Origin of the sequence: Streptomyces niveiscabiei, assembly GCF_033794345.1 — a bacterium.
Taxonomy (GTDB): domain Bacteria; phylum Actinomycetota; class Actinomycetes; order Streptomycetales; family Streptomycetaceae; genus Streptomyces; species Streptomyces niveiscabiei.
In genome coordinates this window covers 52,873-74,852 of record NZ_JARAYJ010000021.1, presented here as the reverse complement: position 1 = coordinate 74,852, position 21,980 = coordinate 52,873, and the positions used below count along the sequence as shown (strand labels likewise).

Annotated in this window: 18 protein-coding genes and 1 riboswitch; of the genes, 3 read left to right on the top strand and 15 right to left on the bottom strand. The window is 71.9% G+C overall.

Annotated elements, in window-relative coordinates; translation table 11 throughout:
• Positions 1–20: 20 nt before the first annotated feature.
• The 6 genes from cobC to cobM are packed head-to-tail and all read right to left on the bottom strand — an operon-like array spanning position 21 to position 6,302.
• Positions 21–1,067: an Rv2231c family pyridoxal phosphate-dependent protein CobC gene (cobC, locus tag PV682_RS26475; protein ID WP_319734084.1), complete on the bottom strand. Its 1,047-nt coding sequence runs from the start codon at positions 1,065–1,067 to the stop codon at positions 21–23.
• Entirely contained in the window at positions 1,057–1,986 is a 930-nt protein-coding gene (locus tag PV682_RS26470) for a sirohydrochlorin chelatase (protein WP_319734082.1), read from the bottom strand. The genes cobC and PV682_RS26470 overlap by 11 nt, the downstream gene beginning before the upstream one ends.
• Positions 1,983–2,573, bottom strand: coding sequence for a precorrin-8X methylmutase (locus PV682_RS26465; protein ID WP_112474040.1), 591 nt, complete (start codon positions 2,571–2,573; stop codon positions 1,983–1,985). Before PV682_RS26465 ends, PV682_RS26470 begins: the two co-directional genes overlap by 4 nt.
• Positions 2,570–4,252 carry a precorrin-3B C(17)-methyltransferase gene (cobJ, locus tag PV682_RS26460; protein ID WP_319734079.1) on the bottom strand — a complete coding sequence of 561 codons (1,683 nt, stop codon included), beginning with the start codon at positions 4,250–4,252 and terminating at the stop codon, positions 2,570–2,572. The genes PV682_RS26465 and cobJ overlap by 4 nt, the downstream gene beginning before the upstream one ends.
• Positions 4,249–5,484 (bottom strand): precorrin-6y C5,15-methyltransferase (decarboxylating) subunit CbiE, encoded by a 1,236-nt coding sequence (cbiE, locus tag PV682_RS26455; protein WP_319734077.1) that lies wholly within the window; start codon positions 5,482–5,484, stop codon positions 4,249–4,251. The genes cobJ and cbiE overlap by 4 nt, the downstream gene beginning before the upstream one ends.
• On the bottom strand, positions 5,481–6,302 hold the full coding sequence (gene cobM / locus PV682_RS26450) for a precorrin-4 C(11)-methyltransferase (protein WP_055720271.1): 822 nt from the start codon (positions 6,300–6,302) through the stop codon (positions 5,481–5,483). Before cobM ends, cbiE begins: the two co-directional genes overlap by 4 nt.
• Before the next feature lie 115 nt (positions 6,303–6,417).
• On the opposite strand from cobM, the gene PV682_RS26445 reads away from it, so the two are divergent.
• Positions 6,418–7,143, top strand: a complete 726-nt coding sequence (locus PV682_RS26445) for a ZIP family metal transporter (RefSeq protein WP_109363000.1) — start codon at positions 6,418–6,420, stop codon at positions 7,141–7,143.
• Positions 7,144–7,211: 68 nt separating this feature from the next.
• Here PV682_RS26445 and cobI read toward each other — a convergent pair whose 3' ends face one another.
• The 9 genes from cobI to PV682_RS26400 form a co-directional block, all read right to left on the bottom strand.
• Complete coding sequence (cobI, locus tag PV682_RS26440) at positions 7,212–7,943, bottom strand: precorrin-2 C(20)-methyltransferase (RefSeq protein ID WP_319734074.1); 732 nt, start codon at positions 7,941–7,943, stop codon at positions 7,212–7,214.
• The gene (locus PV682_RS26435; protein WP_319734072.1) at positions 7,940–9,421 is read right to left on the bottom strand and encodes a cobyrinate a,c-diamide synthase; all 1,482 of its coding nucleotides are present in this window, start codon (positions 9,419–9,421) and stop codon (positions 7,940–7,942) included. The genes cobI and PV682_RS26435 overlap by 4 nt, the downstream gene beginning before the upstream one ends.
• A complete protein-coding gene (gene cobO, locus PV682_RS26430; protein ID WP_319734070.1) occupies positions 9,415–10,014 on the bottom strand; it encodes a cob(I)yrinic acid a,c-diamide adenosyltransferase in 600 nt (199 codons plus the stop codon). Before cobO ends, PV682_RS26435 begins: the two co-directional genes overlap by 7 nt.
• Positions 10,014–11,996, bottom strand: a complete 1,983-nt coding sequence (locus tag PV682_RS26425) for a putative cobaltochelatase (RefSeq protein ID WP_319734068.1) — start codon at positions 11,994–11,996, stop codon at positions 10,014–10,016. The genes cobO and PV682_RS26425 overlap by 1 nt, the downstream gene beginning before the upstream one ends.
• Positions 11,993–15,643 (bottom strand): cobaltochelatase subunit CobN, encoded by a 3,651-nt coding sequence (gene cobN / locus PV682_RS26420; RefSeq protein ID WP_319734066.1) that lies wholly within the window; start codon positions 15,641–15,643, stop codon positions 11,993–11,995. Before cobN ends, PV682_RS26425 begins: the two co-directional genes overlap by 4 nt.
• The gene (locus PV682_RS26415; protein WP_319734064.1) at positions 15,640–17,148 is read right to left on the bottom strand and encodes a cobyric acid synthase; all 1,509 of its coding nucleotides are present in this window, start codon (positions 17,146–17,148) and stop codon (positions 15,640–15,642) included. Before PV682_RS26415 ends, cobN begins: the two co-directional genes overlap by 4 nt.
• Positions 17,145–18,176 carry a cobalamin biosynthesis protein gene (locus tag PV682_RS26410; RefSeq protein ID WP_319734061.1) on the bottom strand — a complete coding sequence of 344 codons (1,032 nt, stop codon included), beginning with the start codon at positions 18,174–18,176 and terminating at the stop codon, positions 17,145–17,147. Before PV682_RS26410 ends, PV682_RS26415 begins: the two co-directional genes overlap by 4 nt.
• A gap of 98 nt (positions 18,177–18,274) precedes the next feature.
• Positions 18,275–18,415: riboswitch (cobalamin riboswitch) on the bottom strand.
• A 114-nt stretch (positions 18,416–18,529) separates the two neighbouring features.
• Positions 18,530–18,751: a hypothetical protein gene (locus tag PV682_RS26405; protein ID WP_055723602.1), complete on the bottom strand. Its 222-nt coding sequence runs from the start codon at positions 18,749–18,751 to the stop codon at positions 18,530–18,532.
• Between the two features lie 20 nt (positions 18,752–18,771).
• Positions 18,772–19,971, bottom strand: a complete 1,200-nt coding sequence (locus tag PV682_RS26400) for an inorganic phosphate transporter (RefSeq protein WP_319734058.1) — start codon at positions 19,969–19,971, stop codon at positions 18,772–18,774.
• A gap of 129 nt (positions 19,972–20,100) precedes the next feature.
• Here PV682_RS26400 and PV682_RS26395 point away from each other — a divergent pair, with 129 nt between their 5' ends.
• Positions 20,101–20,769, top strand: coding sequence for a class II aldolase/adducin family protein (locus PV682_RS26395; RefSeq protein ID WP_107104098.1), 669 nt, complete (start codon positions 20,101–20,103; stop codon positions 20,767–20,769).
• Positions 20,770–20,821: 52 nt separating this feature from the next.
• On the top strand, positions 20,822–21,949 hold the full coding sequence (locus PV682_RS26390; RefSeq protein WP_319734054.1) for an alpha/beta hydrolase: 1,128 nt from the start codon (positions 20,822–20,824) through the stop codon (positions 21,947–21,949).
• Positions 21,950–21,980 lie beyond the last annotated feature (31 nt).

Genomic DNA, 21,980 nt, shown 5'->3' with positions numbered 1-21,980 from the left:
TTCAATGCACCCGACGACGCTCAGGGGCCGCTGAGTACCTTCTCCAGCGCCGCCAGGAATCCCTCCGTCGTCGCCTTGTCCCTCACCGCCAGCCTCAGCCACTCCCTGTCCAGCCCCGGGAACGTGTCTCCCCGCCTCACCGCGAACCCTGACTCACGCAGTCGCCCCCACACGGCATCCGCCTCCGGCAACCGGATCAGCACGAACGGCCCTTCGGCCGGACCGGCAACCTGGACGCCCAACTCCCGCAGACCGGCGACCAGATGAGCCCGATCCGCAGAGATACAACGCGCCGCCTCCTCCGCCTCCGCCAGCGCCCGCGCCGACACACACGCCTCCGCAGCCGCCAGCGCCGGCGTCGACACCGGCCACAACGGCTGCGCCCGCTCCAGCGACCGGACGACCTCCGGCTCCGCCAGCACGTACCCGATCCGCAGCCCCGCCAGCCCCCACGTCTTCGTGAGGCTGCGCAGAACCACCAGACCGGGTACGTCGGTTCGCCCGGCGAGCGCTTCCCGCTCGCCCGGCACCGCGTCCATGAACGCCTCGTCGACCACCAACACCCGCCCAGGACGGGCAAGTTCGGTGATCGACGAGGCGGGATGCAGCACCGACGTCGGATTGGTCGGGTTGCCGATGACCACCAGATCGGCGTCGGCCGGAACCAGCGACGGATCCAGCCGGAACCCGTCCTCGCCCCGCAGCAGCACCCGCCCCACCCGATGCCCGGCATCGCGGAGAGCGGCCTCGGGCTCGGTGAACTGCGGGTGCACGACGACGGGTTGACGGACTGTCAGCGCGCGAGCGAGCAGCACGAACGCCTCCGCGGCCCCGGCCGTCAGCAGCACCCGTTCCACCGGCAGCCCGTGCCGCGCCGCGACGGCGGCCCGCGCGGCCCGGCCGTCGGGATAGGCGGCCAGGCCGGTCAGCGAGCCGGCGATGTGCGACCGCAGCCACGAAGGCGGCGTGCCGGCCCGGACGTTGACGGCGAGGTCGACGAGGTGGGAGCCGTCGTCACGGACCTCGGCGTCGCCGTGGTGACGCAGATCGTGGCTGTCAGTGGGCATGGGAGTGGGAGTGGTGGCCGTGGGAGTGGCCGTGGTGATGGTGCCCGTCGTCGTCGGGGTGGAAGTGCGGCTGCTGCGGCGCCCCCACCTTGTCCTCGAAGCCGGGCAGCGCGATCCGGTACACGCACGAGTCGCAGTTCATCCGGATGTCGCCCTCGACGGCCTCCGCGTACCGCTCCATCACCAGATCCAGCAACTCCGGCTCGGGGCCTATGACATCGGCGGAGAAGACCTCCACCTCGGGGTGCGCGGCGGCCCACCCCTCGGTCTGGTGGCGGACCCGGTCCGGCAGGATGCCGGTGAACAGGAAGTAGGGCAGGACGACGATCCGCCGCGCCCCCAGCTTCACGCACCGGTCGAGCCCGCTCGGCACGTCCGGCGCCGCGAGCGACACGAACGCGGTCTCGACACCGGCGTACCCGCGCCCCTCCCACAGCAGCCGGGCCGCCTTGTACACCTCGGCGTTGGCGTCCGGGTCGGTCGAGCCGCGCCCGACGAGCAGCACCATGACATCGGCACGGTCCTCGGGCGTGCGGACGGACGAACCGCCGAGCGCCTCCTCCAACCGCCGCTCCAGCACGGCGAGCAGCGCCGGGTGCGGGCCCAGCGGACGGCCGTAGGTGTACGAGATCCCGGGGTGGCGCTCCTTCTCGCGGGCGAGCGCGGCGGGGATGTCGCCCTTGGCGTGCCCGGCGGACACCAGCATCAGCGGGACGGCGGCGAAGCGGCGTACGCCCTGCTCCACCAGTTCGGTCACGGCGTCGCCGAGCGGCGGCGGGGACAGCTCGATGAAGCCGCCCGCCACCGGGAGCCCAGGGTTACGGCGCCCCAACTCCCGTACGAAGTCGCGGAACGCCTCGGCTCCGGCGTCGTCCCGGGTGCCGTGGCCGGCGATGAGCAGGGCGGGCGGGGTGGTCACTGATTCTCCTCGGAAACGGAACTCGGTTGATACAGCAGGGCGTTGAGCGCGGCGGCGGCGACCGCCGAACCGCCCTTCTCGGACACGTTGGACACGGCGGGCAGCCCGCTCTCGCGCAGCGCGGCCTTCGACTCGGCCGCCCCGACGAACCCGACGGGCAGGCCGATGACGAGGGCGGGGGAGGCGTCCAGGGTCAGCAGCTCCTCCAGCGCGGTCGGCGCGCAGCCGATCACCCAGATCGCCCCCGGCCCGACCTCCTCGTACGCCAGCCGGACGGCGTGGGCCGAACGGGTCAGCCCCGGCCCCGACTCGGCGTCCTTCAGCCGGCAGACGGTCTCCCGCCGGGTGATGCCGGCCGCGACCATCTCCACGTCCACGACGACGGGCGCGCCGGCGTGCAGCGCGGTGTGCGCCGCCGCCAACTCGCCCTCGTCCAGGACGAGGTCGGTCGCGTACTCCAGATCGGCGGCGGAGTGGATGACCCGCTCCACCACCGCCCGCGACAGGGGCGGGAAGTGCGAGGTGTCCAGGCGGGCACGCAGCCGCCGGAAGGACTCCTGCTCGATGGGGTGGACCACCCGATTCACTTCGCCTCCTCCTGCCAGCGGTAGCCGCGCGGCGTCACCATGCGCCCCGCGATGATCCTGGTGGCCGTGTTGCCCACGGTCACGACGGTCATCATGTCGACCGTCGCCGGGTCGAGTTCACCCAGGGTGGTCACCCGGCTCGACTCGTCGACACGCGAGGCGTTGCGCACGACCCCGACGGGGGTCGCGGAGGACCGGTGCTCGGACAGCAGGGACAGCGCCTTCGGCAACTGCCAGTCCCGGCCCCGCGAACGGGGGTTGTAGAACGTCACGACCAAGTCCGCCTCGGCCGCCGCCCGTACACGCCGCTCGATGACCTCCCACGGCGTGTGCAGGTCGGAGAGGCTGATCGACACATGGTCGTGCCCCAGCGGCGCCCCCAGGATCGCCCCGGCCGCGAGCGCGGCGGTCACCCCGGGTACGCCGACGACGTCGATGTCGTCCGACGCCTCGGCCAGCGCGGGCGACGCCATCGCGTACACGCCCGCGTCCCCGCTGCCGATCAGCGCGACGGCCAGCCCCTTGCGCGCCTCGGCGACAGCGGTCCGCGCCCGCTCCTCCTCGGCGCCGAGTCCCGACTCCAGCACGAGAGTTCCGGGCCGCAGCAGATCGCGGACCTGATCGACGTACTGATCCAGGCCGACCAGGACGGACGCCCGCCGCAACTCCGCCTTCGCGCGCGGCGTGAGGAGATCCCGGGCACCGGGCCCGAGCCCGACGACCGCGAGCCGGCCGCGCCCGGGACGCCGTACGACAGCACAGGTCGCCATCGCCGGAGAACCCGCCGACTTCCGCTTGGGGACGAGGAGTTCACCACCCCCGGCCAGCGCGGCGGCCTCCGCGACGGACGGCGTTCCGACGGCGGCGAGCGGCGCGTCAGAGGGATTGGGCACCTCGACCCCGGCCAACTCCCCGGCGGAGTACGTCACCACGGGCACCCCGAGCCGCGCGGCGGCCTCCAGGATGCCGGGCTCCTCCGACTTGGCGTCCACCGTGGCGAGTCGAGCGACGCTACGAGCCGACAGCCCCGCGTCCCGCAAGGCGTCCTCGATCACCGACAGCACCTCGTCGACGGGCGCCCCCCTGGAGGCACCGACACCGACGACGAGGGACGGCGGACGCAACAGCACTTCCCGGGACGCCGGTTCGACAGCGCGGTCCGTCAACCGCACCGTGTGCGAACCGCCGGCGGCGAACGGCACCGGCGGCAACGGCCACGGCACCTCCGCCTCCAGCGCGACCGGCTCCCCGTCCAGCAGAGCCCGCGTCACCCCGGCCACATCCCCCTCGACCGGCAACCCGAGCAGGTCGAGACCGGCCACCCCGACAGAGTCGGTCGCCGTGGTCACCACCGGCTGCGCCCCCAGCAACTCCCCGACCTCCACGGCGAGTTCATTGGCCCCACCACCATGCCCCCCGAGCAGCGACACGGCGAACCGCCCGCCCTCGTCGACACACACCACCCCGGGATCGGACCCCTTGTCCGACAGCAGCGGCGCGAGGATCCGCACCGTCGCCCCCGTCGCCAGGAAGCACACCACCTGCTCGCACTCCGCGAACGCGGCCCGCAGGGCGTCCCCCACCGCCCCGTCGTACACCCGCGTACGGTCCGGCCAGGCCACGGCCAGCCGGTCCCGTGCCGCAGCCCCCGCCGACGTGGCGGAAATCAGGCCGATCACTGAGCAACTCCTTCGTCAGAAAGGGACGTTCGCACGCCCCACAGCAGAAACACGGGATTGGTGGCGGCGAGCCGCGTCACATCCCCGGGCAGCGGCGCGAGCCGCGACGACTGCAACAGCACCCCGTCACAGGAGAACCCGGCACCGGACAGTGCCCCCCGCACGGCGGGCACCCGGTCCAGCGCGGCCATCGCCACGACGACCACACGCCGCGCCCGACGGGCACACTCGGCGACGATGGCGGGCAGCTCACCACCCCCACCCCCCACGAACACGGCGTCAGGATCGTCGAGTTGATCCAGCACGCCAGGCGCGACCCCATGCACCACCTGGACGTCGACCCCATGCGCGGCGGCGTTCGCCCGCACCCGCTCCACCCCGTCCGCCGCCTTCTCGACGGCCGACACGGCAGCCCCGAACCGCGCGCACTCCACCGCCACGGACCCCGAACCGGACCCCACGTCCCACACCAACTCCCCGGCGCGCGGCCCGAGTCGGGCCAGCGCGAGCGCCCGCACCTCGAACTTCGTGATCATCGAGTCCCGGTGCGCGAAGTCGCCCTCCTCCAGGGCCCACCGGTCGGGAAAGGCGAACCCCCCGGCCAGCGACCGCACTTGAGTACGAGAACGCCGCGCGTCGAGACACAGCACGACACTCACCGCCGTACCCCAGTCCCGCGCAGCCGCCTCCTCGGGCGTCACCCGCTCGACCCGCTCGAGCGCCGGATCACCCAGCGCCGTCCCGACGACCAACTCCCGCTCGTACCCGAGGAGTCCGGCCCCCAGCTCGGCGGGCCCGCCGCCAGGCCCGGTCAACACGGCCACTTTGGGAAACGCCCGGCACACGTTCACGGCGACCCGGGGGTCCCGCCCGTGCGCGCTCACCACGACCGCGTCGTCCCACACAACACCCAGCCGGGCAAAGGCCGTCGCCACCGACGACACCCCCGGCCGCACGTCCAGCACCCCCGGCCCGAACCGCTCCGCGAGCGCCCGCACGACGCCGAAGAACCCCGGATCACCCGAGGCGAGCACGACGACGCGCCGCCCCTCACCGACGTACTCCTCGACGACGTCGAACGCGGGCGCGAGCGGCCCGAGGACGACGGAAGCCGCCCCCTCGGGAAGCGCGACCGACGCCAGATGCCGCCGCCCCCCGACGACCAACTCCGCGCCGTCCAGCGCCTCCTGGGGAACCGGCGCCCCGGTGCCCGTACCGACGACGGTGATCACGTACTCGCACCCCGTTCACGCCGCAGCGCCCTGCGCGCCTCCGGGTCGGCCTTGCGGAAGCCGTGGAAGTGGCCGGGGTGGTAGAGGTGCGAACGGGTGCCGCGCGCGCCGAGCGCCGGGCCGATCAGGAACAGCGTGTGCTTCCACAGCTTGTGCTCCTTGACGGTCTCCTCCAGCGTCTCGATCGTGCACCGCACGACCAACTCCTCGGGCCACGTGGCCTGGTAGGCGATCACGACCGGCGTCGACGTCGGGTAACCCCCTTCGAGCAGCTCCCGCACCAGCTGCCCGCTGCGCGCCGCCGACAGGAACACCGCCATCGTCGTACCGTGCCGCGCGAACTCCCGCACCTCCTCCCCGGGCGGCATCGGCGTCTTGCCGCCGCCGAGCCGGGTCAGGACGACGGACTGCGCGACCTCCGGGATCGTCAGCTCACGCCCTGCGATCGCCGCGACCGCCGAGAACGACGACACGCCGGGCACGATCTCCGTCTCGATGCCGAGTTCCTCGCACCGGTCGAACTGCTCCTGCGTCCCGCCCCACAGCGCCGGGTCGCCCGAGTGGATACGGGCCACCTTCAGGCCGTCCAGGTAGGCGCGCTCGTACACGGCGACGACGTCCTCCAGCGACATCGTCGCCGAGTCGAGGATCTCCGCCCCCTCGCGCGCGTGGTCCAGCACCTCCGCCTGGACCAGGCTCGCCGCCCAGATCACCACGTCCGCCTCGGCTATCGCGCGCGCGGCGCGGAACGTCAGCAGATCGGCGGCGCCGGGGCCGGCACCGACGAACGTCACCTTGCCGGTGGGGGCATCGGCCATGGGGGAGATTCCTTTCAGAAAGGGGTTACTGGAGCGTTGCTGTCACGCGGGCGGCCGTACGGGCCGCCGGCCTGCGGACATGCGCGAACAAGGGGAGATCGGATACGAAGTCCTCATGGCGGTCTTCGTCGCGCTCGGCGCGTTCCTGATGACGCTGGCCGGCGGCTGGACGGCACAGCGCGTGACCGACCGCCGCCATCTGGTGCTGGGCCTGGCGGGCGGCCTCATGCTGGGCGTCGTCGGCCTCGACCTGCTCCCCGAGGCCCTCGACGCCGCGGGCACCGAGGTGTACGGCGTCCCCGCCGCCCTCCTGCTCTTCGTCGCCGGGTTCCTGCTGGCCCATCTGGTCGAACGCCTCCTCGCCCTGCGCCGGGCCGCGCACGGCGCCGAGGAGAACGGCCGCACCCCCGAGGTCGGCCTCACGGCCGCCGCCGCGATGGTCGGCCACAGCGCCATGGACGGCGTCGCCATCGGCGCGGCCTTCCAGGTCGACGGGGGCATGGGGACGGCCGTCGCGCTCGCCGTCATCGCCCACGACTTCGCCGACGGCTTCAACACGTACACGATCACGAGCCTCTACGGGAACGCCCGCCGCAAGGCCCTGGCCATGCTCTTCGCGGACGCGGCGGCCCCCGTCGCCGGCGCCCTCTCCACGACGTTCGTCACCATCCCGGAGCAACTGCTCGGCGGCTATCTCGGCTTCTTCGGCGGCGCCCTCCTCTACCTCGCCGCCGCCGAGATCCTCCCCGAGGCCCACCACGACCACCCGGCCCGCTCGACGGTCCTGTGCACGATCGCGGGGGCGGCGTTCATCTGGCTGGTGGTGGGACTGGCAGGGTGAGAGCTGACGCTGGCGCTGGCGCGGTGAGCGTTGTGCAACCGCTTGCACAACCCCCGCAGTAACCGGTCTCACAACTTTCCACCCCGCCCGCTCTCCCGCCGCGCCGGCGAGATCAGCGTCGACAGATACGGCAACGGCTCCCCGTCCAGCTCGGACGCGGCCCGCACGGTCTCGCCCTCAAGCCCCAGCGAGGCCCCCCACACGGCCCCCTCGATCCGCCCGGTCTCCCGCAGCGCCTCGACGACCTCCCCGGCCTGCCGCCCGAACTTGTACGCCACCACCGTCCCGCCCCCCGCCAACGCCTCCTTCAGCACCGCCGCCCCCGCCGTCACCGGCACCAGCGTCAACGGCTCCGTCCCCTCCGTCAGCACGGCCCCCGACCGCGCCGCGAGGTCCTGCATCGCCGTGATCCCCGGCACGGTCTCGACGACCGTCCCCGGCACCAGCTCCGCGACGGTCTGCGCGAGATACGTGAACGTCGAATACACGTTCGGGTCCCCGATGGTCGCGAACGCGACAGCCCCGTGCTCCCGCAGCAACCCGGCAACCCTTTCCCCGGCCGCATCCCACGCGGCCTCACGCCGCCCCCGGTCACTGCGCTCGTTCAACGCGAACACGACCCGTACGACCTTGTCCTCCGGGACGTAGTGCAGCACGGTCGCCTCGGCGCGGCCCCGCTCTCCGGTGTCCATCACGGGTACGACGACAACATCCGCGTCCCGCAGCGCGTTGACCCCCTTGACGGTCACCAGCTCCGGATCCCCCGGCCCCACACCGACCCCGACCAGCTTGCTGCTCATGACGTCCGGCACCTCTCCACGAACCGACGGGCCACACCGGGCTCGCCCGCCCAATGCGTATGCAAATAACTCGCATGCACATTACGCGCCACGAACCCCTCCACTCGACCCCGAGCCCCCCGAAACCCCCAGGCAGGAGCACTGCCCGCACCCGGCTCGACAACAGTCCGATGAAACTCGTGCCCCCGCATCCGGGTCCCGGCCTCGGCAAGCACACTCCCACTGACGGCAACGGCGTCCCGATACCCGAGGGTGAGCCGCTCACTCATCCGAGCGGAAGCATCAATGACTCCGCACATAGGAACCCCGTCGAGTTCCCGGCACAGATACAACAGCCCCGCACACTCGGCAGCGATGGGAGCCCCGGACTCGGCAAGCGAGGCAACGGCCTTACGCAGAGCGTCATTTCCGGCCAGCTCGGAGGCATACACCTCGGGAAACCCACCCCCGATGACCATCCCGGCCGTCCCCTCGGGAAGCGCCTCATCCCGCAACGGATCAAAGGTCACGACCTCAGCCCCGGCGGCGGCAAGCAGTTCGATGTGCTCGGCATAGGAAAAACTGAACGCGGCCCCACCGGCAACGGCCACAACTGGCTTTTTCAGCCCGTCTGGGGGCACCTCCCTGCTCGAAGAGCTTGGGGGAGTTTGAGGACGAGGCCCCTTCAGGGCCGAAGCGGGGGTCTGGGGGCGGCAGCCCCCAGGGTCGGGAATGGGAAGGGGCGGCGGGGGCGAAAAACTCAGAGCCGCACCCGGACTCCACACATCGCCCCCCAACTCCCCGGCCCCCCGGGCCACTTCCATCAACGCCTCCAGATCACACCCGGCCTCGACCTGCGCAGCCATGGCTGCCACCGCCTCAACAGCCGCCCCCCGCCGCTCAACCACCGGCACCAGCCCCAAATGCCGTGACGGCACATCCACCTGAGCCACCCGCCGCAACACCCCCAACACCGCCACCCCAACCCCCTCCAACGCCTCCCGCAACAACTCCTCATGCCGGTCGGAGGCAACCTTGTTGAGGATCACACCCCCCACCCGAACCTCGGGGTCCCAGGACACGAACCCATGCACCAGGGCGGCAACAGACCGCGACTGCGACGACGCGTCGACGACCAGCACAACCGGCGCCCGCAACAACTTCGCAACCTGAGCAGTGGACGCCAACTCCCCTTCCCCAGCGGCCCCGTCGTACATCCCCATGACACCCTCGACGACCGCGAGGTCACACCCCTGAGCCCCATGGAGGAACAGGGGAGCGACCAACTCCGGCCCACACAGGTACGCGTCGAGATTCCGCCCCACCCGCCCAGTCGCCAACGAGTGATACCCGGGATCGATGTAGTCCGGCCCCACCTTGTGCGGAGACACGGCGAACCCCCGCGCGGCGAACGCGGCCATCAACCCCGTGGCAACCGTGGTCTTCCCGCTCCCGGAGGACGGCGCGGCGATGACCAGCCGAGGGACGGACCTCACCACTCGATACCCCTCTGCCCCTTCTGCCCAGCGTCCATCGGATGCTTGACCTTGGACATGTCGGTGACGAGATCGGCGAACTCGACCAGCGCCGAGGGGGCGTTGCGCCCGGTGATCACCACATGCTGGGTCCCGGGCCGATCACGCAGCACCTCGACGACCTCATCGGTATCGACCCACCCCCAGTGCATCGGATAGGCGAACTCGTCGAGGACGTACAGCCGGTACGTCTCGGCGGCGAGATCCCGCTTGACCTGCTCCCAACCCTCCCGAGCCTTCTCCTCGTTGTCCATCTGGTCGTCCCGCTGGACCCAGGACCACCCCTCACCCATCTTGTGCCAGTCGACGGACCCGCCCTCCCCGGAAGCACCGAGCACCCGAAGCGCGTTCTCCTCCCCGACCTTCCACTTCGCCGACTTGACGAACTGGAACACCCCGATGGGCCACCCCTGATTCCAGGCCCGCAGAGCGAGCCCGAAGGCGGCGGTCGACTTCCCCTTCCCAACTCCCGTGTGGACGACGACAAGTGGCCGATTACGACGCTGACGGGTCGTCAGACCGTCGTCCGGCACCACACTCGGCTGCCCCTGAGGCATTACGCGGCCCTCCTCTGAACTTCCTTGACCAGCCCGGCGATCGAGTCGGCACGCAGCTCGTCGAGCGTGACGGCCGTACCCCCCAGCTCCCCCGCGAGTTGCCCCGCGAGCCCCAACCGCACAGGCCCCGACTCACAGTCGACGACGACGGAGGCGACCCCGTCGGCGGCGAACAACCGAGCGGCACGCCCGGCAAGAGCGACCGGCTCGGGCCCTCCGGTGGCCCGCCCATCGGTCACGACGACGACGAGCGCCCGCCGGGCCGGGTCCCGCAACCGCTCAACGCGCAGCACGTCATGGGCTTTGAGCAGCCCGGCGGCAAGCGGCGTACGCCCCCCGGTCGGCAGCGACTCCAGCCGCGCGGCAGCCGCGTCGACGGACGAGGTGGGAGGCAGTGCGACGTCCCCGGAGGTCCCCCGGAACGTCACCAACCCCACCTTGTCGCGCCGCTGATACGCGTCGAGCAGCAACGACAGCACGGCACCCTTCACGGCACTCATCCGCTGCCGAGCGGCCATCGACCCGGACGCATCGACGACGAAAAGAACGAGATTCCCCTCCCGCCCCTCCCGCGCCGCCTGCCGCAGATCGTCCCGCCGCACCACAAGCCCGGGACCCGACCGCCCCCGAGCCCGCTGATGCGGCGCGGCAGCCTGCACGGTCGCCGCCAAGTGCAGCTTGGTCAGCGCCCCTTGAGGCCGCCGAGCCCCCGTCGTACGGCCATGTTCGGTCCGCGCACGGGACCGCCGCCCAGCAGCACCCTCACCGATCCCCGGCACACTCAACACCTTGGTCCGGAACGGCTCGGAGGCCCGCACGGCGGACTGCTCCCCGCCCCCTCCTACCGGTTCCCCGCCTTCCCCGGCCTCGGGCTGAGCAGCGGAATCACCGTCCCCCTGCCCGTCCTGGGGCGACGGCTGCCCACCACCCCCACCGGGCCCGTCCGGATCGGGATCGTCCTCGGGAGACTCCCCGGAGAACTCCTCCAACGTCTCGTCCAGCTTGTCCTCGTCAAGTCCCGGCGCATCAAAGGGATTCCGCCGACGACGATGAGGCAACGCCAGCAACGCCGCCTGCCGCACATCCTCCGCCAGCACCTCGGTCCGACCCGCCCACGCGGCCAGCGCGGTAGCGGTACGCGCCATCACGATGTCGGCCCGCATCCCGTCGACCTCGAACGCCGCACAGGTAGCCGCGATCTGCCGCAACGCCCCGTCCCCGAGCCGCACCGACGGCAACAACTCCCGCGCGGCAACGATCCGTTGCCGTACGGCACGCTCCTCGTCGGCCCAACGCGCCGAGAACTCGGCGGGGTTGTCGTCATAGGCGAGCCGCCGCCGCACGACCTCGACACGCTGATCGGGCTCCCGGGACGCGGCGACCTCGACGGTCAACCCGAACCGGTCCAACAGTTGAGGCCTCAATTCGCCTTCTTCGGGATTCATGGTCCCGACGAGCAGGAACCGAGCGGCATGCCGCACGGACACGCCCTCGCGCTCGACGTAGGAAGCCCCCATGGCAGCGGCGTCGAGCAGCAGATCGACGAGGTGGTCGTGGAGAAGGTTGACCTCGTCGACGTACAGAATCCCGCGATGAGCATCGGCGAGGAGCCCCGGCTCGAACGCCTTCACACCCTCGGCGAGCGCCCGCTCGATATCAAGCGCCCCAACGAGCCGGTCCTCGGACGCCCCGACAGGCAACTCGACCATCCGGGCAGCCCGTTGAGCCCCGCCGCCCACTTCGTGCGGCCCATCAGGACAAGCCGGATCAGGAGCCGCCGGATCACACGAGAACCGGCACCCGGCCACCACATCCACCGCAGGCAGCAACGCCGAAAGCGCCCGCACAGCAGTCGACTTCGCGGTCCCCTTCTCCCCGCGCACCAGCACGCCCCCCACAGCGGGAGACACCGCGTTCAGCAGCAGCGCGAGCCGCAGATCGTCCTGCCCCACAACTGCCGTGAACGGAAACGGAGTACTCACTGGTCGCCCTCCAAGTCGCCTTCAAGCTCCAGATACGTGGCACGCAGCCGCTCCAGCGTGTCCGCGTCGGGCTCCGCCCACAGCCCTCGGTCGGCGGCCTCAAGCAGCCGCTCCGTGATCCCGCGCAGCGCCCACGGGTTGGACTTCTTCATGAAGTCCCTGTTCTCCGGGTCGAAGACGTACTCGGCGCTGAGCTTCTCGTACATCCAGTCGTCGACCACACCGGCCGTCGCGTCGTACCCGAACAGGTAGTCCACGGTCGCGGCCATCTCGAACGCGCCCTTGTACCCGTGCCGCCGCATCGCCGCCATCCAGCGGGGGTTGACCACGCGCGCGCGGAACACGCGGTGGGTCTCCTCGCCGAGAGTGCGGGTTTTCACCTGGTCCGGCGTCGCCGAATCCCCCACGTACGCCTCGGGGTTGACCCCGGTGAGGTGCCGGACCATGGCGACCATGCCGCCGTGGTACTGGAAATAGTCGTCCGCGTCGACGAGGTCATGCTCTCTCGTGTCCACGTTTTTCGCGGCCACAGCGATCCGCTTGAACGCCGTCTCCATGTCCCCCCGAGCCGCCCGCCCGTCCAGCCCGCGCCCGTACGCGTAACCACCCCACACCGCGTACACCTCGGCGAGATCCGCGTCGGACCGCCAGTTCCGCGCGTCGATGAGCGGCAGCAACCCGGCCCCGTACGCCCCCGGCTTGGAGCCGAAGATACGGGCGGTGGCCCGGCGTCGGTCGCCGTGCTCGGCCGTGTCCTCGTCGGCGTGGGCCTTGACGAAGTTCCCCGAGGCGGGCTCGTCCAGCTCCGCCACCGCGCGTACGGCGTCGTCGAGGAGCCCCACGACGTGCGGGAACGCGTCCCGGAAGAAGCCGGAGATGCGGACGGTCACGTCGATGCGAGGACGGCCCAGCTCGTCCAGGGGGACGACCTCGAAGCCGGTGACGCGGCGGGACGCGTCGTCCCACACCGGGCGGCAGCCCAGCAGCGCGAGGATCTCGGCGATGTCGTCGCCCTGGGTGCGCATCGCGGAGGTGCCCCAGACGGTGAGGCCGACGGACTTCGGATACTCCCCGGTGTCCGCCAGGTACCGCTGCACGAGCGAGTCCGCGAGCGCCTGCCCGACCTCCCAACTCAGCCGCGAGGGAATGGCCTTGGGGTCGACGGAGTAGAAGTTGCGGCCGGTAGGAAGGACGTTGACGAGCCCGCGCGTCGGGGAGCCCGAGGGCCCGGCGGGGACGTAACCCCCGTCCAGCGCACGGAGGATGTGATCGATCTCGTCCGTCGTACGAGCCAGGCGGGGTACGACCTCCTCGCAGGCGAACGTCAACACGGCCACGGCGTCCGGCAGTTCGGTACCGAGCACCTCACGCACCAGAGCGGGAACGGCCGCCACGGCCCAGCCCCGCTCCTCCATCCCGAGCGCGACCCGCCGGCACAGCTGCTCCAGCAGATCGATCGCGTCGGCGGCGGTCCGCGCGGGCCCCTCCACCAGCTCGCTCAGCTCCACCGGCACCTTCACCGCGGCACCCGGTTCGGCCAGCAACTCCTTCTCCACCAGCCCGAAATGAGCCGCGAAGGCGGACCGCAGACCCGGCAGCGCGTTGGCCTGCCCGCCCCACACCTGGGAGGCGCGCAGCACGGCCAGGACGAGGTTCACGCGCGCCTCGTCGACCGGCCCGCCGCCGAGGATGTGCAGTCCGTCGCGGATCTGCACGTCCTTGATCTCGCACAGGTAGCCGTCGATGTGCATGACGAACTCGTCGAAGTCGTCGTCGCCGGGCTGCTCGTCCACATGCAGGTCGTGATGGAGCTCGGCGGCCTTCACGAGCGTCCAGATCTGCGCCCGCACCGCAGGCGCCTTCACCGGGTCGAGATCGCTCACGAGGGCGTACTCGTCGAGGAGTTGCTCCAGCTTCGCGAGGTCCCCGTACGTGTCCGCGCGGGCCATCGGCGGCACCAGGTGGTCGACGACGGTCGCGTGCCCGCGCCGCTTCGCCTGCGTCCCCTCGCCGGGGTCGTTGACGATGAACGGGTAGATCAGCGGCAGCTCACCGAGCACGGCGTCCGGCGCGCAACCCCCGCTCAGACCAAGGCCCTTGCCCGGCAGCCACTCCATCGTGCCGTGCTTGCCCATGTGGACGATCGCGTCGGCGCCGAACGAGTTGTTCAGCCAGCGGTACGCGGCCATGTAGTGGTGCGACGGCGGCATGTCCGGGTCGTGGTAGATCGCGATCGGGTTCTCCCCGAAGCCGCGCGGCGGCTGGATCATCACGACGACGTTCCCGAACTGGAGGGAGGCGAGAACGATTTCGTCGCCGTCGACATACAGCGAGCCCGGCGGCTCGCCCCACGCCTCGGTCATCGCGTCCCGCAGCTCCGGATCGAGCTTGTCGAACCACGCCTGGTAGTCGGCGAGCGGCACCCGCGCGGGCGCGGACGCCAACTGCTCCTCGGTCAGCCACTCCACGTCATGCCCACCGGCCTCGATGAGCCGGTGGATCAACTCGTCGCCCTCGGAGGGGTATTCGGACACCCCGTACCCGGCGTCCCGCAGCGCGTCCAGCACCCGCACCGCCGAAGCGGGCGTGTCCAGACCGACCGCGTTGCCGACCCGGGAGTGCTTCGTCGGGTACGCCGTGAAGACCAGCGCGACGCGCTTCTCCGCGTTCGGCTTGTGCCTCAACTGCGCGTGGCGCACGGCGATTCCGGCGACCCGCCCAGCCCGCTCGGGGTCGGCGACGTACACCGGGACGTCGTCCGGGCCCTGCTCCTTGAAGGAGAACGGGACGGTGATGATCCGCCCGTCGAACTCGGGGATCGCGACCTGCATCGCCGCGTCCATGGGGGAGAGGGCCGCGTCCGACTCGTCCCACGCCGCGCGCGACGAGGTGAGGCAAAGCCCTTGCAGCACAGGGATGTTGAGATCGGCCAGCGCGCCGATGTCCCACGCCTCCTCGTCGCCGCCAGCCGACGCCTCCGAGGCGTGCGTGCCGCCGGCCGCGAGGACCGTCGCCACCAACGCGTCGGCCCCACCCAGGAGTTCGTACAGCCCGGCGTCCGCGCCGCGCAGCGAACCGCAGTACACGGGAAGCGCGTTGGCGCCGCGCGCCTCGATCGCGTCGCACAGGGTGTCGACGAAGGCGGTGTTGCCGCTCAACTCGTGGGCCCGGTAGAAGAGAACGCCGACGGTGGGACGGCCCTCGCGGATCTCGAAAGACCCGTGGACCCCGAACTCCGGCATCTTCTGCGGCTCTTCGAACCCCTCACCGGTCAACAGCACGGTGTCGGAGAGGAATCGGGCCAGCTCGACGAGGTTCGCCGACCCGCCCTCGACGAGATACCGCAGCGCCTCCGCCACCACCCCGGCCGGCACCGACGACTCCGCCATCAGCTCCGCGTCCGGCACGGCCTCGCCGCCCAGCAACACGGTGGGAATCCCCGCCGACCTGAGCGCCGCGAGCCCGTCCTCCCAGGCCCGCTTGCCGCCCAGGAGCCGTACGACAGCGATGTCGGCGCCCTCGATCAGCGCCGGAAGCTCCCCGGCGACGTCCACCCGGGTCGGGTTCCCGATCCGGTACGGGGCGCCGGAGGCGCGCGCCGCCAGCAGGTCCGTGTCGGCGGTCGACAACAGCAAAACTGTGCTCATGCGGGCGCTCCCGGGGGGATGAAGGGCAGTCCTTGCGGCGCTCCCGACTCGATGAGCCGCCAGAGCGCGTCTGTGTCCGCGTGCTGTTCGATCAAATCGCCGAGCAGATCGAGCTGTTGCTCGCGCAGCACGGCGAACGAGGTGTCGTCGGCGGGCACGAAGCGGCGGCCCGCGGCGGCGGCCACCTCGCGCAGGAACGCCCGCCGGAACCCGTCCGACTCCAGCGAACCGTGCCAGTGCGTACCCCAGACGGCGCCGACCCGGCAGCCGTCCAGGAAGGGGTCCCCGCCTACGACTTCGGCGACCCCGTGATGGATCTCGTACCCCTCGACCCGCTCCCCGAGGGCCTCGCCCACCGGCCGGGTCAGAGTCTTCTCGCGGGCGAACCGCACCCGCACGGGCAGCAGTCCGAGCCCGTCGACGACGCCGGCACGCGACTCGACGTCGTCCTCGATGCGCTCGCCGAGGAGCTGAAAACCGCCGCAGATCCCCAGAGTCGGCCTCCCGGCGGCAGCTCTGCGAGCCAACTCGACGGCTAGCCCCCGCTCGCGAAGCCACTCAAGTGCCTTCACCGTCCCCCGGGTTCCGGGTACGACGACCAGGTCCGCGTCCGCGAGTTCCTCCGGCCGGTCCACGAACCGCACCACCACGCCGGGTTCGGCGGCCAGCGCGTCCACGTCCGTGAAGTTCGACATCAACGGCACGGCGCAGACGGCGACCCGGAGGATCTCGTCCCCGACCGGCGGCGCGAGCGAGGACTCCCGTACGGCGCCCCGCAGGGACACCGCCATGCCGTCCTCCTCGTCGATCCCGAGGCCCGGCCGGAACGGCAGCACCCCGTACGCCGGCCGGCCGGTCAGCCCGCGCAGCATCTCCAACCCCGGTTCCAGCAGCGACACATCGCCGCGGAACTTGTTCACCAGGAACCCGGCGACCAGGGCCTGGTCCTCCGGCGAGAGCAGGGCGACCGTCCCGAAGAACGAGGCGAAGACGCCGCCGCGGTCGATGTCCCCGACCACCAGCACCGGCAACGCCGCGTTGCGCGCGATCCCCATGTTGACGATGTCGGTGCGCCGCAGGTTGATCTCGGCGGGCGATCCGGCGCCCTCGCAGATCACCGCGTCGTGCGTGGACCGGAGTTCGGCGAGGCAGTCGAGCACCGTTCCGAGCAACTGCTCCTGGCGGCCCCCGTGATACCGGCGCGCGTCCATCTCGCCGACGGGCTTCCCCATCAGCACGACCTGACTGCTCCGCTCCCCGCCGGGCTTCAGCAGCACCGGGTTCATCAGCGCGGTCGGCTCGATCCGGCACGCCTGCGCCTGCATCGCCTGCGCCCGCCCGATCTCCGCGCCCTCGCGGGTCACGAACGAGTTGAGGGACATGTTCTGCGCCTTGAACGGCGCGACCTTCACGCCCTGCCGTACGAGCCACCGGCAGATCCCGGCGGTGACGACACTCTTACCGGCGTCGGAGGTGGTCCCGGCGACCAGTAGCCCGCCGCTCATACGCTGGCCCCCTTTTTCAGCAACCGTTTGCACAAACCACGCCCGGCAGCACCGAGCCCCGCAGCGCCACGCCCGGCAGCGCCACGCCCCGCCAGCGCCCTCCCCGCCAACGCCCGCCCGGCGACCGTCGCCCCCAGCGCCAGCCAACTCACCCGCCGGGACAGCCGTACCGCCCGCTCGATGTCCCCGACGACCACCCCGCGCCCACCCCCGTTGAGCACGGGCCGGTGTTCGACCCGCCCCGCGTACGACAACGTCCCGCCCATCCGCACCCCCAGCGCCCCCGCGAACGACGCCTCCACCGGCCCGGCGTTGGGGCTCGGATGCTTCACGGCGTCCGCCTGCCAGGCCCGTACGGCACCCCGGGGATCGTCTCCGGCGGCACACGCGAGCACGGCGGTCAGCCGGGCCCCCGGCCACCCGGCGACGTCGTCGAGCCGGGCGGACGCCCACCCGTACCGCAGATGACGGGGCGACCGGTGCCCCACCATCGCGTCGAGCGTGTTGACGGCCCGGAACCCGAGCAGCCCCGGCACCCCGCCCACGGCCCCCCACACCAGCGCGCCCACCACGGCGTCGGAGGTGTTCTCAGCAACCGATTCCACAACCGCGCGCGCGATCCCGTCCGCGTCCAGCGCCTGCGGATCGCGCCCGCACAGATGCGGCAGCCGGGCCCGCGCCGCCTCGACGTCCCCGGCCTCCAGGGCCCGCCCGATGTGCCGGGCCTCGCGCGCGAGGGAGGTACCGCCGACGACCGCCCACGTGGCGAGGCCGGTCAACGCGAGGGAAGCGGCGGGGGAGCGGCGCACAGCAGCCTGCGAGACGGCCCCGAGAGCCACCGCGCCCCCCACGCAGACGGCCGTGTGCAGCGCACCCCACCCCCGGTGGTCACGCCACAACGCCCGCTCCGCACACGCCGCGGCACGCCCGAACGCGGCGACCGGATGACCCCGGCGGGGATCGCCGAGCAGCAGGTCACCGAGGAGTCCGGCGGCGGCGCCGTACGCGTAGATGCGACCGGCACCCATCGGCTCAGCCGGCCGTAGGGGTGAGCGGTCGGAGTCGGTACCTCAATCGGCGGCCGAGCATGGCGATATGTCCTCACTCAGGGTGTCCACGCCCTGGTTCGACGAGACCGGCGGTGGGAGTTCCTGGCTCCCGGGGATGACTACCCCGGTCACAGTGGCGGGACCGCGCCGGATTCGCACCGGACTTCCTCCTGAGCCGCCGTACATGGCCCTGGCAGTCCACCACGGGCCTCGAAGACCCGTCAACTCACCGTTGACCTGCGAGAGCGGAGTGTGCAGAACCCCACACGAAACCCCGTACAGCGGGTGCCGTACGGGGTTGTGCAAACGGTTGCTGCCGGTTTTCCGGGCGCTCAGGCGACGATGAGGCTGATGCCGTACGCCACGGCCCCCAGGCACGCGGCGAAGCAGGCGTACGCCCCCGTCACCGCGAGCGCGGCGGAGCCGCCGTCGGCCTGGGCGCGCTCGTGGCGGGACAGGCCCATGACGCCGAGCGTGAAGAGGGTCACGAGCCCGACGGTGACCACGAGGCTGACACCGAAGACGGAGCCGAGTGCGGACCAGTCGATCTTCATGGTTGCGGTGTCCTTCGGGGTCAGACGGTCGCGGCCGGGGGAGCGGCCGGGTCGGTGGCGGCGGTCGCCGGGGAGGGGATCACGACCTTGATGTCGGCGGCACCGGCATCGGGTGTCGAGGAGTCGTCGTTCACGTTGGTGTGGTCCACGACCTCACGCCGCGAGATCTTCCAGATCGCCGCGCTGGAGGCGACGAGGAACACCGCGACGGCGGCCGTACCCCAGTCACCGAGGTCCGTGACCGACTCCGCGAGCGCCCCGACCAGCGCGGCGGCCGGCAGCGTCAGCCCCCACGCGACGAACATCCGCGTGGCGGTGGACCACCGCACGACCCCGCCCTTGCGGCCGAGCCCCGCGCCCATCACGGACCCGGAGACCGCGTGCGTGGTGGAGAGGGAGAAGCCGAGGTGCGAGGAGGCGAGGATGACCGTAGCGGCGGACGTCTGCGCCGCGAAGCCCTGCTGCGGCTGGAGGTCGGTGAGGCCCTTGCCCATCGTGCGGATGATGCGCCAGCCGCCCAGGTACGTGCCCAGCGCGATCGCGAGACCGGCGGAGAGGATGACCCAGGTGGGCGGGTCGGAGTCGGGCGCGAGCGAGCCGCCCGCGACGAGCGCCAGCGTGATGATGCCCATCGTCTTCTGCGCGTCGTTCGTGCCGTGCGCCAGCGAGACGAGCCCGGCCGAGGCGATCTGCCCGAACCGGTAGCCCTTCTCCGCGGCCTTCCCGTCGGCCTTCTTCGCCAGGGTGTACGACAGCCGCGTCGCCAGCATCGCGGCGACCCCGGCGACGATCGGCGCGGCGACCGCGGGGATCAGCACCTTCGTGACCAGGACGTCGCCGTGCACCGCGCCCGTGCCGGCCGAGGCCAGCGTCGCGCCGATCAGGCCGCCCATCAGAGCGTGCGAGGAGCTGGAGGGGAGGCCGACCAGCCAGGTCAGCAGGTTCCAGAGGATCGCGCCGACCAGCGCCGCGAAGATCACCTCGGGTCGTATACCGCTTTCGTCGACAAGCCCCTTGGAGATCGTGTTCGCGACCTCCACGGAGAGAAACGCCCCCACAAGGTTCAGCGCGGCGGACATGGCCACCGCCACCTTGGGCCTCAGTGCGCCGGTCGAGATGGTCGTCGCCATCGCGTTGGCTGTGTCGTGGAAACCGTTCGTGAAATCGAACGCGAGAGCGGTTACCACCACTATCGCGAGGATCAGCGAGAAGTTTTCCATTTACCCAGGCAATCGTTCGTAGTAATCGGCTCGTTGAAGGTAGGTAACCTGAATGAACGGAAGGTGAACTGGACAGGGCATCGCGGTGTCACTGTGGGCATGACTCCCCCACCTGGCAGGATCACCCGTATGGCTGAGCAGAGGCGCCCGCGTCCCGAAGAGGCCGCGGCATGGGAGTCCTTGGTCGCGACGGCACGCCGCACGGTCACCGACGGACTCGTGGTGGGCACATCGGGAAACGTCTCCGTACGACTCGACGACGTGGTCCTCGTCACCCCGACAGGCGTTCCGTACGACCGGCTGGGGCCCCAGGACATCACGGGCGTCGCCCTCGACGGCACCCAGGTCCTCGGCACCCTCAAGCCGACCAGCGAACTCCCCATGCACCTCACGGTCTACCGCGCGACCGGCGCCGGAGCCGTCGTCCACACCCACGCCGTCCACGCGACGGCCGTCTCCACCCTCGTCCCCGAACTCCCGGCGATCCACTACATGACGGGAGCCCTCGGCGGCCCGGTCCGCGTCGCCCCGTACGCCACCTACGGCACCCAGGAACTCGCCGACCACATCCGCACGGCCCTCCAGGACCGCACCGCCTGCCTCCTCCAGAACCACGGCACCCTCGCGTACGCCCCCACCCTCGACCGCGCCTTCACCGACACGGCCCAGCTCGAATGGATGTGCCGGCTCTGGCTGACGGCGGCCTCGGTCCCGGGCCACACCCCGAGCCTCCTGACCCCGGCCCAGGTGCGGGAGGCGGGGGACAAGCTGAGGGGGTACGGGCAGGGGACGGCCTGAAAGCCCGGGACGTCCACTGGCCGCGCCCGCCGACCACCCGGACACTGGACCCGTGCGCCCAGTCAAAGCGACGGCCGTCGCCGTCTCCGCAGTAGTGGCCGCCGGCGCGGCGAGCGTCGCCGCGGGCCGGGTGGCGAGCGACACGGCGCTGAAGGCGCCACCGGGCCGGCCCCTGCCGACGGAACCCAGGCTCACCGTGCACGCCACCGCGGCCGGACAGCTCACGCTCACCCGCGACCTCGCCGCCCTCAGACCGGGCACGTACGGCGTCACCGGCACGGACGTCCACGCGGTCGTCGGCCCGGTCCTGCCGAACGCCCCGCACGACGCCGACACGGTCGTCCGCCGCCTGGAACGCGTCTCCTACGGCACGCTCGGCCCCGGCACGTCCGTACGCCTCACCCCGGACCTGCACGTCGGCGACCCGACGACGGCCCTCGGCCTGACGCACACGGACGTCCGCGTCCCCGGCGAACTCGGCACGCTGCCCGCCTGGTTCGTGCCCGGCGCGCGCCGCACCTGGGTGATCGCCGTGCACGGCCTCGGCGCCGGCCGCGAACACGCCCTGAACGTCCTGGGGTTCCTGCACCGCCGCCGCTTCCCGGTCCTCGTCCCCGCCTACCGGGGCGACGCGGGCGCACCGCGCCAGCCGGACGGCCTCAACCACCTCGGTACGACGGAGTGGCGGGACGTCGACGCGGCGATCCGGTACGCCCTCGCGCACGGCGCCGACCGCGTGATCCTGCTCGGCTGGTCGACCGGCGCGGCGATGGCCCTGCGCGCGGCCACCCGCTCCGGCCTCGCCGACCGCGTCAGCGGCCTGGTCCTCGACTCCCCGGTCCTCGACTGGCAGCGGACCCTGCGCTCGCTGGCCGCCGCGCGCCGCACCCCGGGCGCCCTGCTCCCGCTGGCGGTCCGCGCGGCGCTGGGCCGCCTCGGCAACGGGCAGGAACCCCCGGACGGCGACACCGCGCTCACGCTCCCCGGCGTCCCCACGCTGATCGTCCACGGCCCCGGCGACACGGTCGCCCCCTGGGACCTCTCCCGCCGCCTCGCCGCGCGGGCGCCCGCGCTCACGACCCTCCACGAGGTCCGGGACGCCCCGCACGGCGCGATGTGGAACGCCGACCCGGCGGCCTACGAGGAGATCCTGCGGAGGTTCCTGACGCCACTGATGTGAGCGGCCGAGATCGGCGGCGCCGAGGGGGAGT

Excerpts from the sequence above, each read along its gene's own strand:
- cobC (WP_319734084.1), bottom strand. The coding sequence starts at position 1,067 with ATGCCCACTGACAGCCACGATCTGCGTCACCACGGCGACGCCGAGGTC.
- cobM (WP_055720271.1), bottom strand. The coding sequence starts at position 6,302 with ATGGCCGATGCCCCCACCGGCAAGGTGACGTTCGTCGGTGCCGGCCCC.
- PV682_RS26445 (WP_109363000.1), top strand. The coding sequence starts at position 6,418 with ATGGCGGTCTTCGTCGCGCTCGGCGCGTTCCTGATGACGCTGGCCGGC.
- cobI (WP_319734074.1), bottom strand. The coding sequence starts at position 7,943 with ATGAGCAGCAAGCTGGTCGGGGTCGGTGTGGGGCCGGGGGATCCGGAG.
- cobO (WP_319734070.1), bottom strand. The coding sequence starts at position 10,014 with ATGCCTCAGGGGCAGCCGAGTGTGGTGCCGGACGACGGTCTGACGACC.
- cobN (WP_319734066.1), bottom strand. The coding sequence starts at position 15,643 with ATGAGCACAGTTTTGCTGTTGTCGACCGCCGACACGGACCTGCTGGCG.
- PV682_RS26415 (WP_319734064.1), bottom strand. The coding sequence starts at position 17,148 with ATGAGCGGCGGGCTACTGGTCGCCGGGACCACCTCCGACGCCGGTAAG.
- PV682_RS26410 (WP_319734061.1), bottom strand. The coding sequence starts at position 18,176 with ATGGGTGCCGGTCGCATCTACGCGTACGGCGCCGCCGCCGGACTCCTC.
- PV682_RS26405 (WP_055723602.1), bottom strand. The coding sequence starts at position 18,751 with ATGAAGATCGACTGGTCCGCACTCGGCTCCGTCTTCGGTGTCAGCCTC.
- PV682_RS26400 (WP_319734058.1), bottom strand. The coding sequence starts at position 19,971 with ATGGAAAACTTCTCGCTGATCCTCGCGATAGTGGTGGTAACCGCTCTC.
- PV682_RS26395 (WP_107104098.1), top strand. The coding sequence starts at position 20,101 with ATGGCTGAGCAGAGGCGCCCGCGTCCCGAAGAGGCCGCGGCATGGGAG.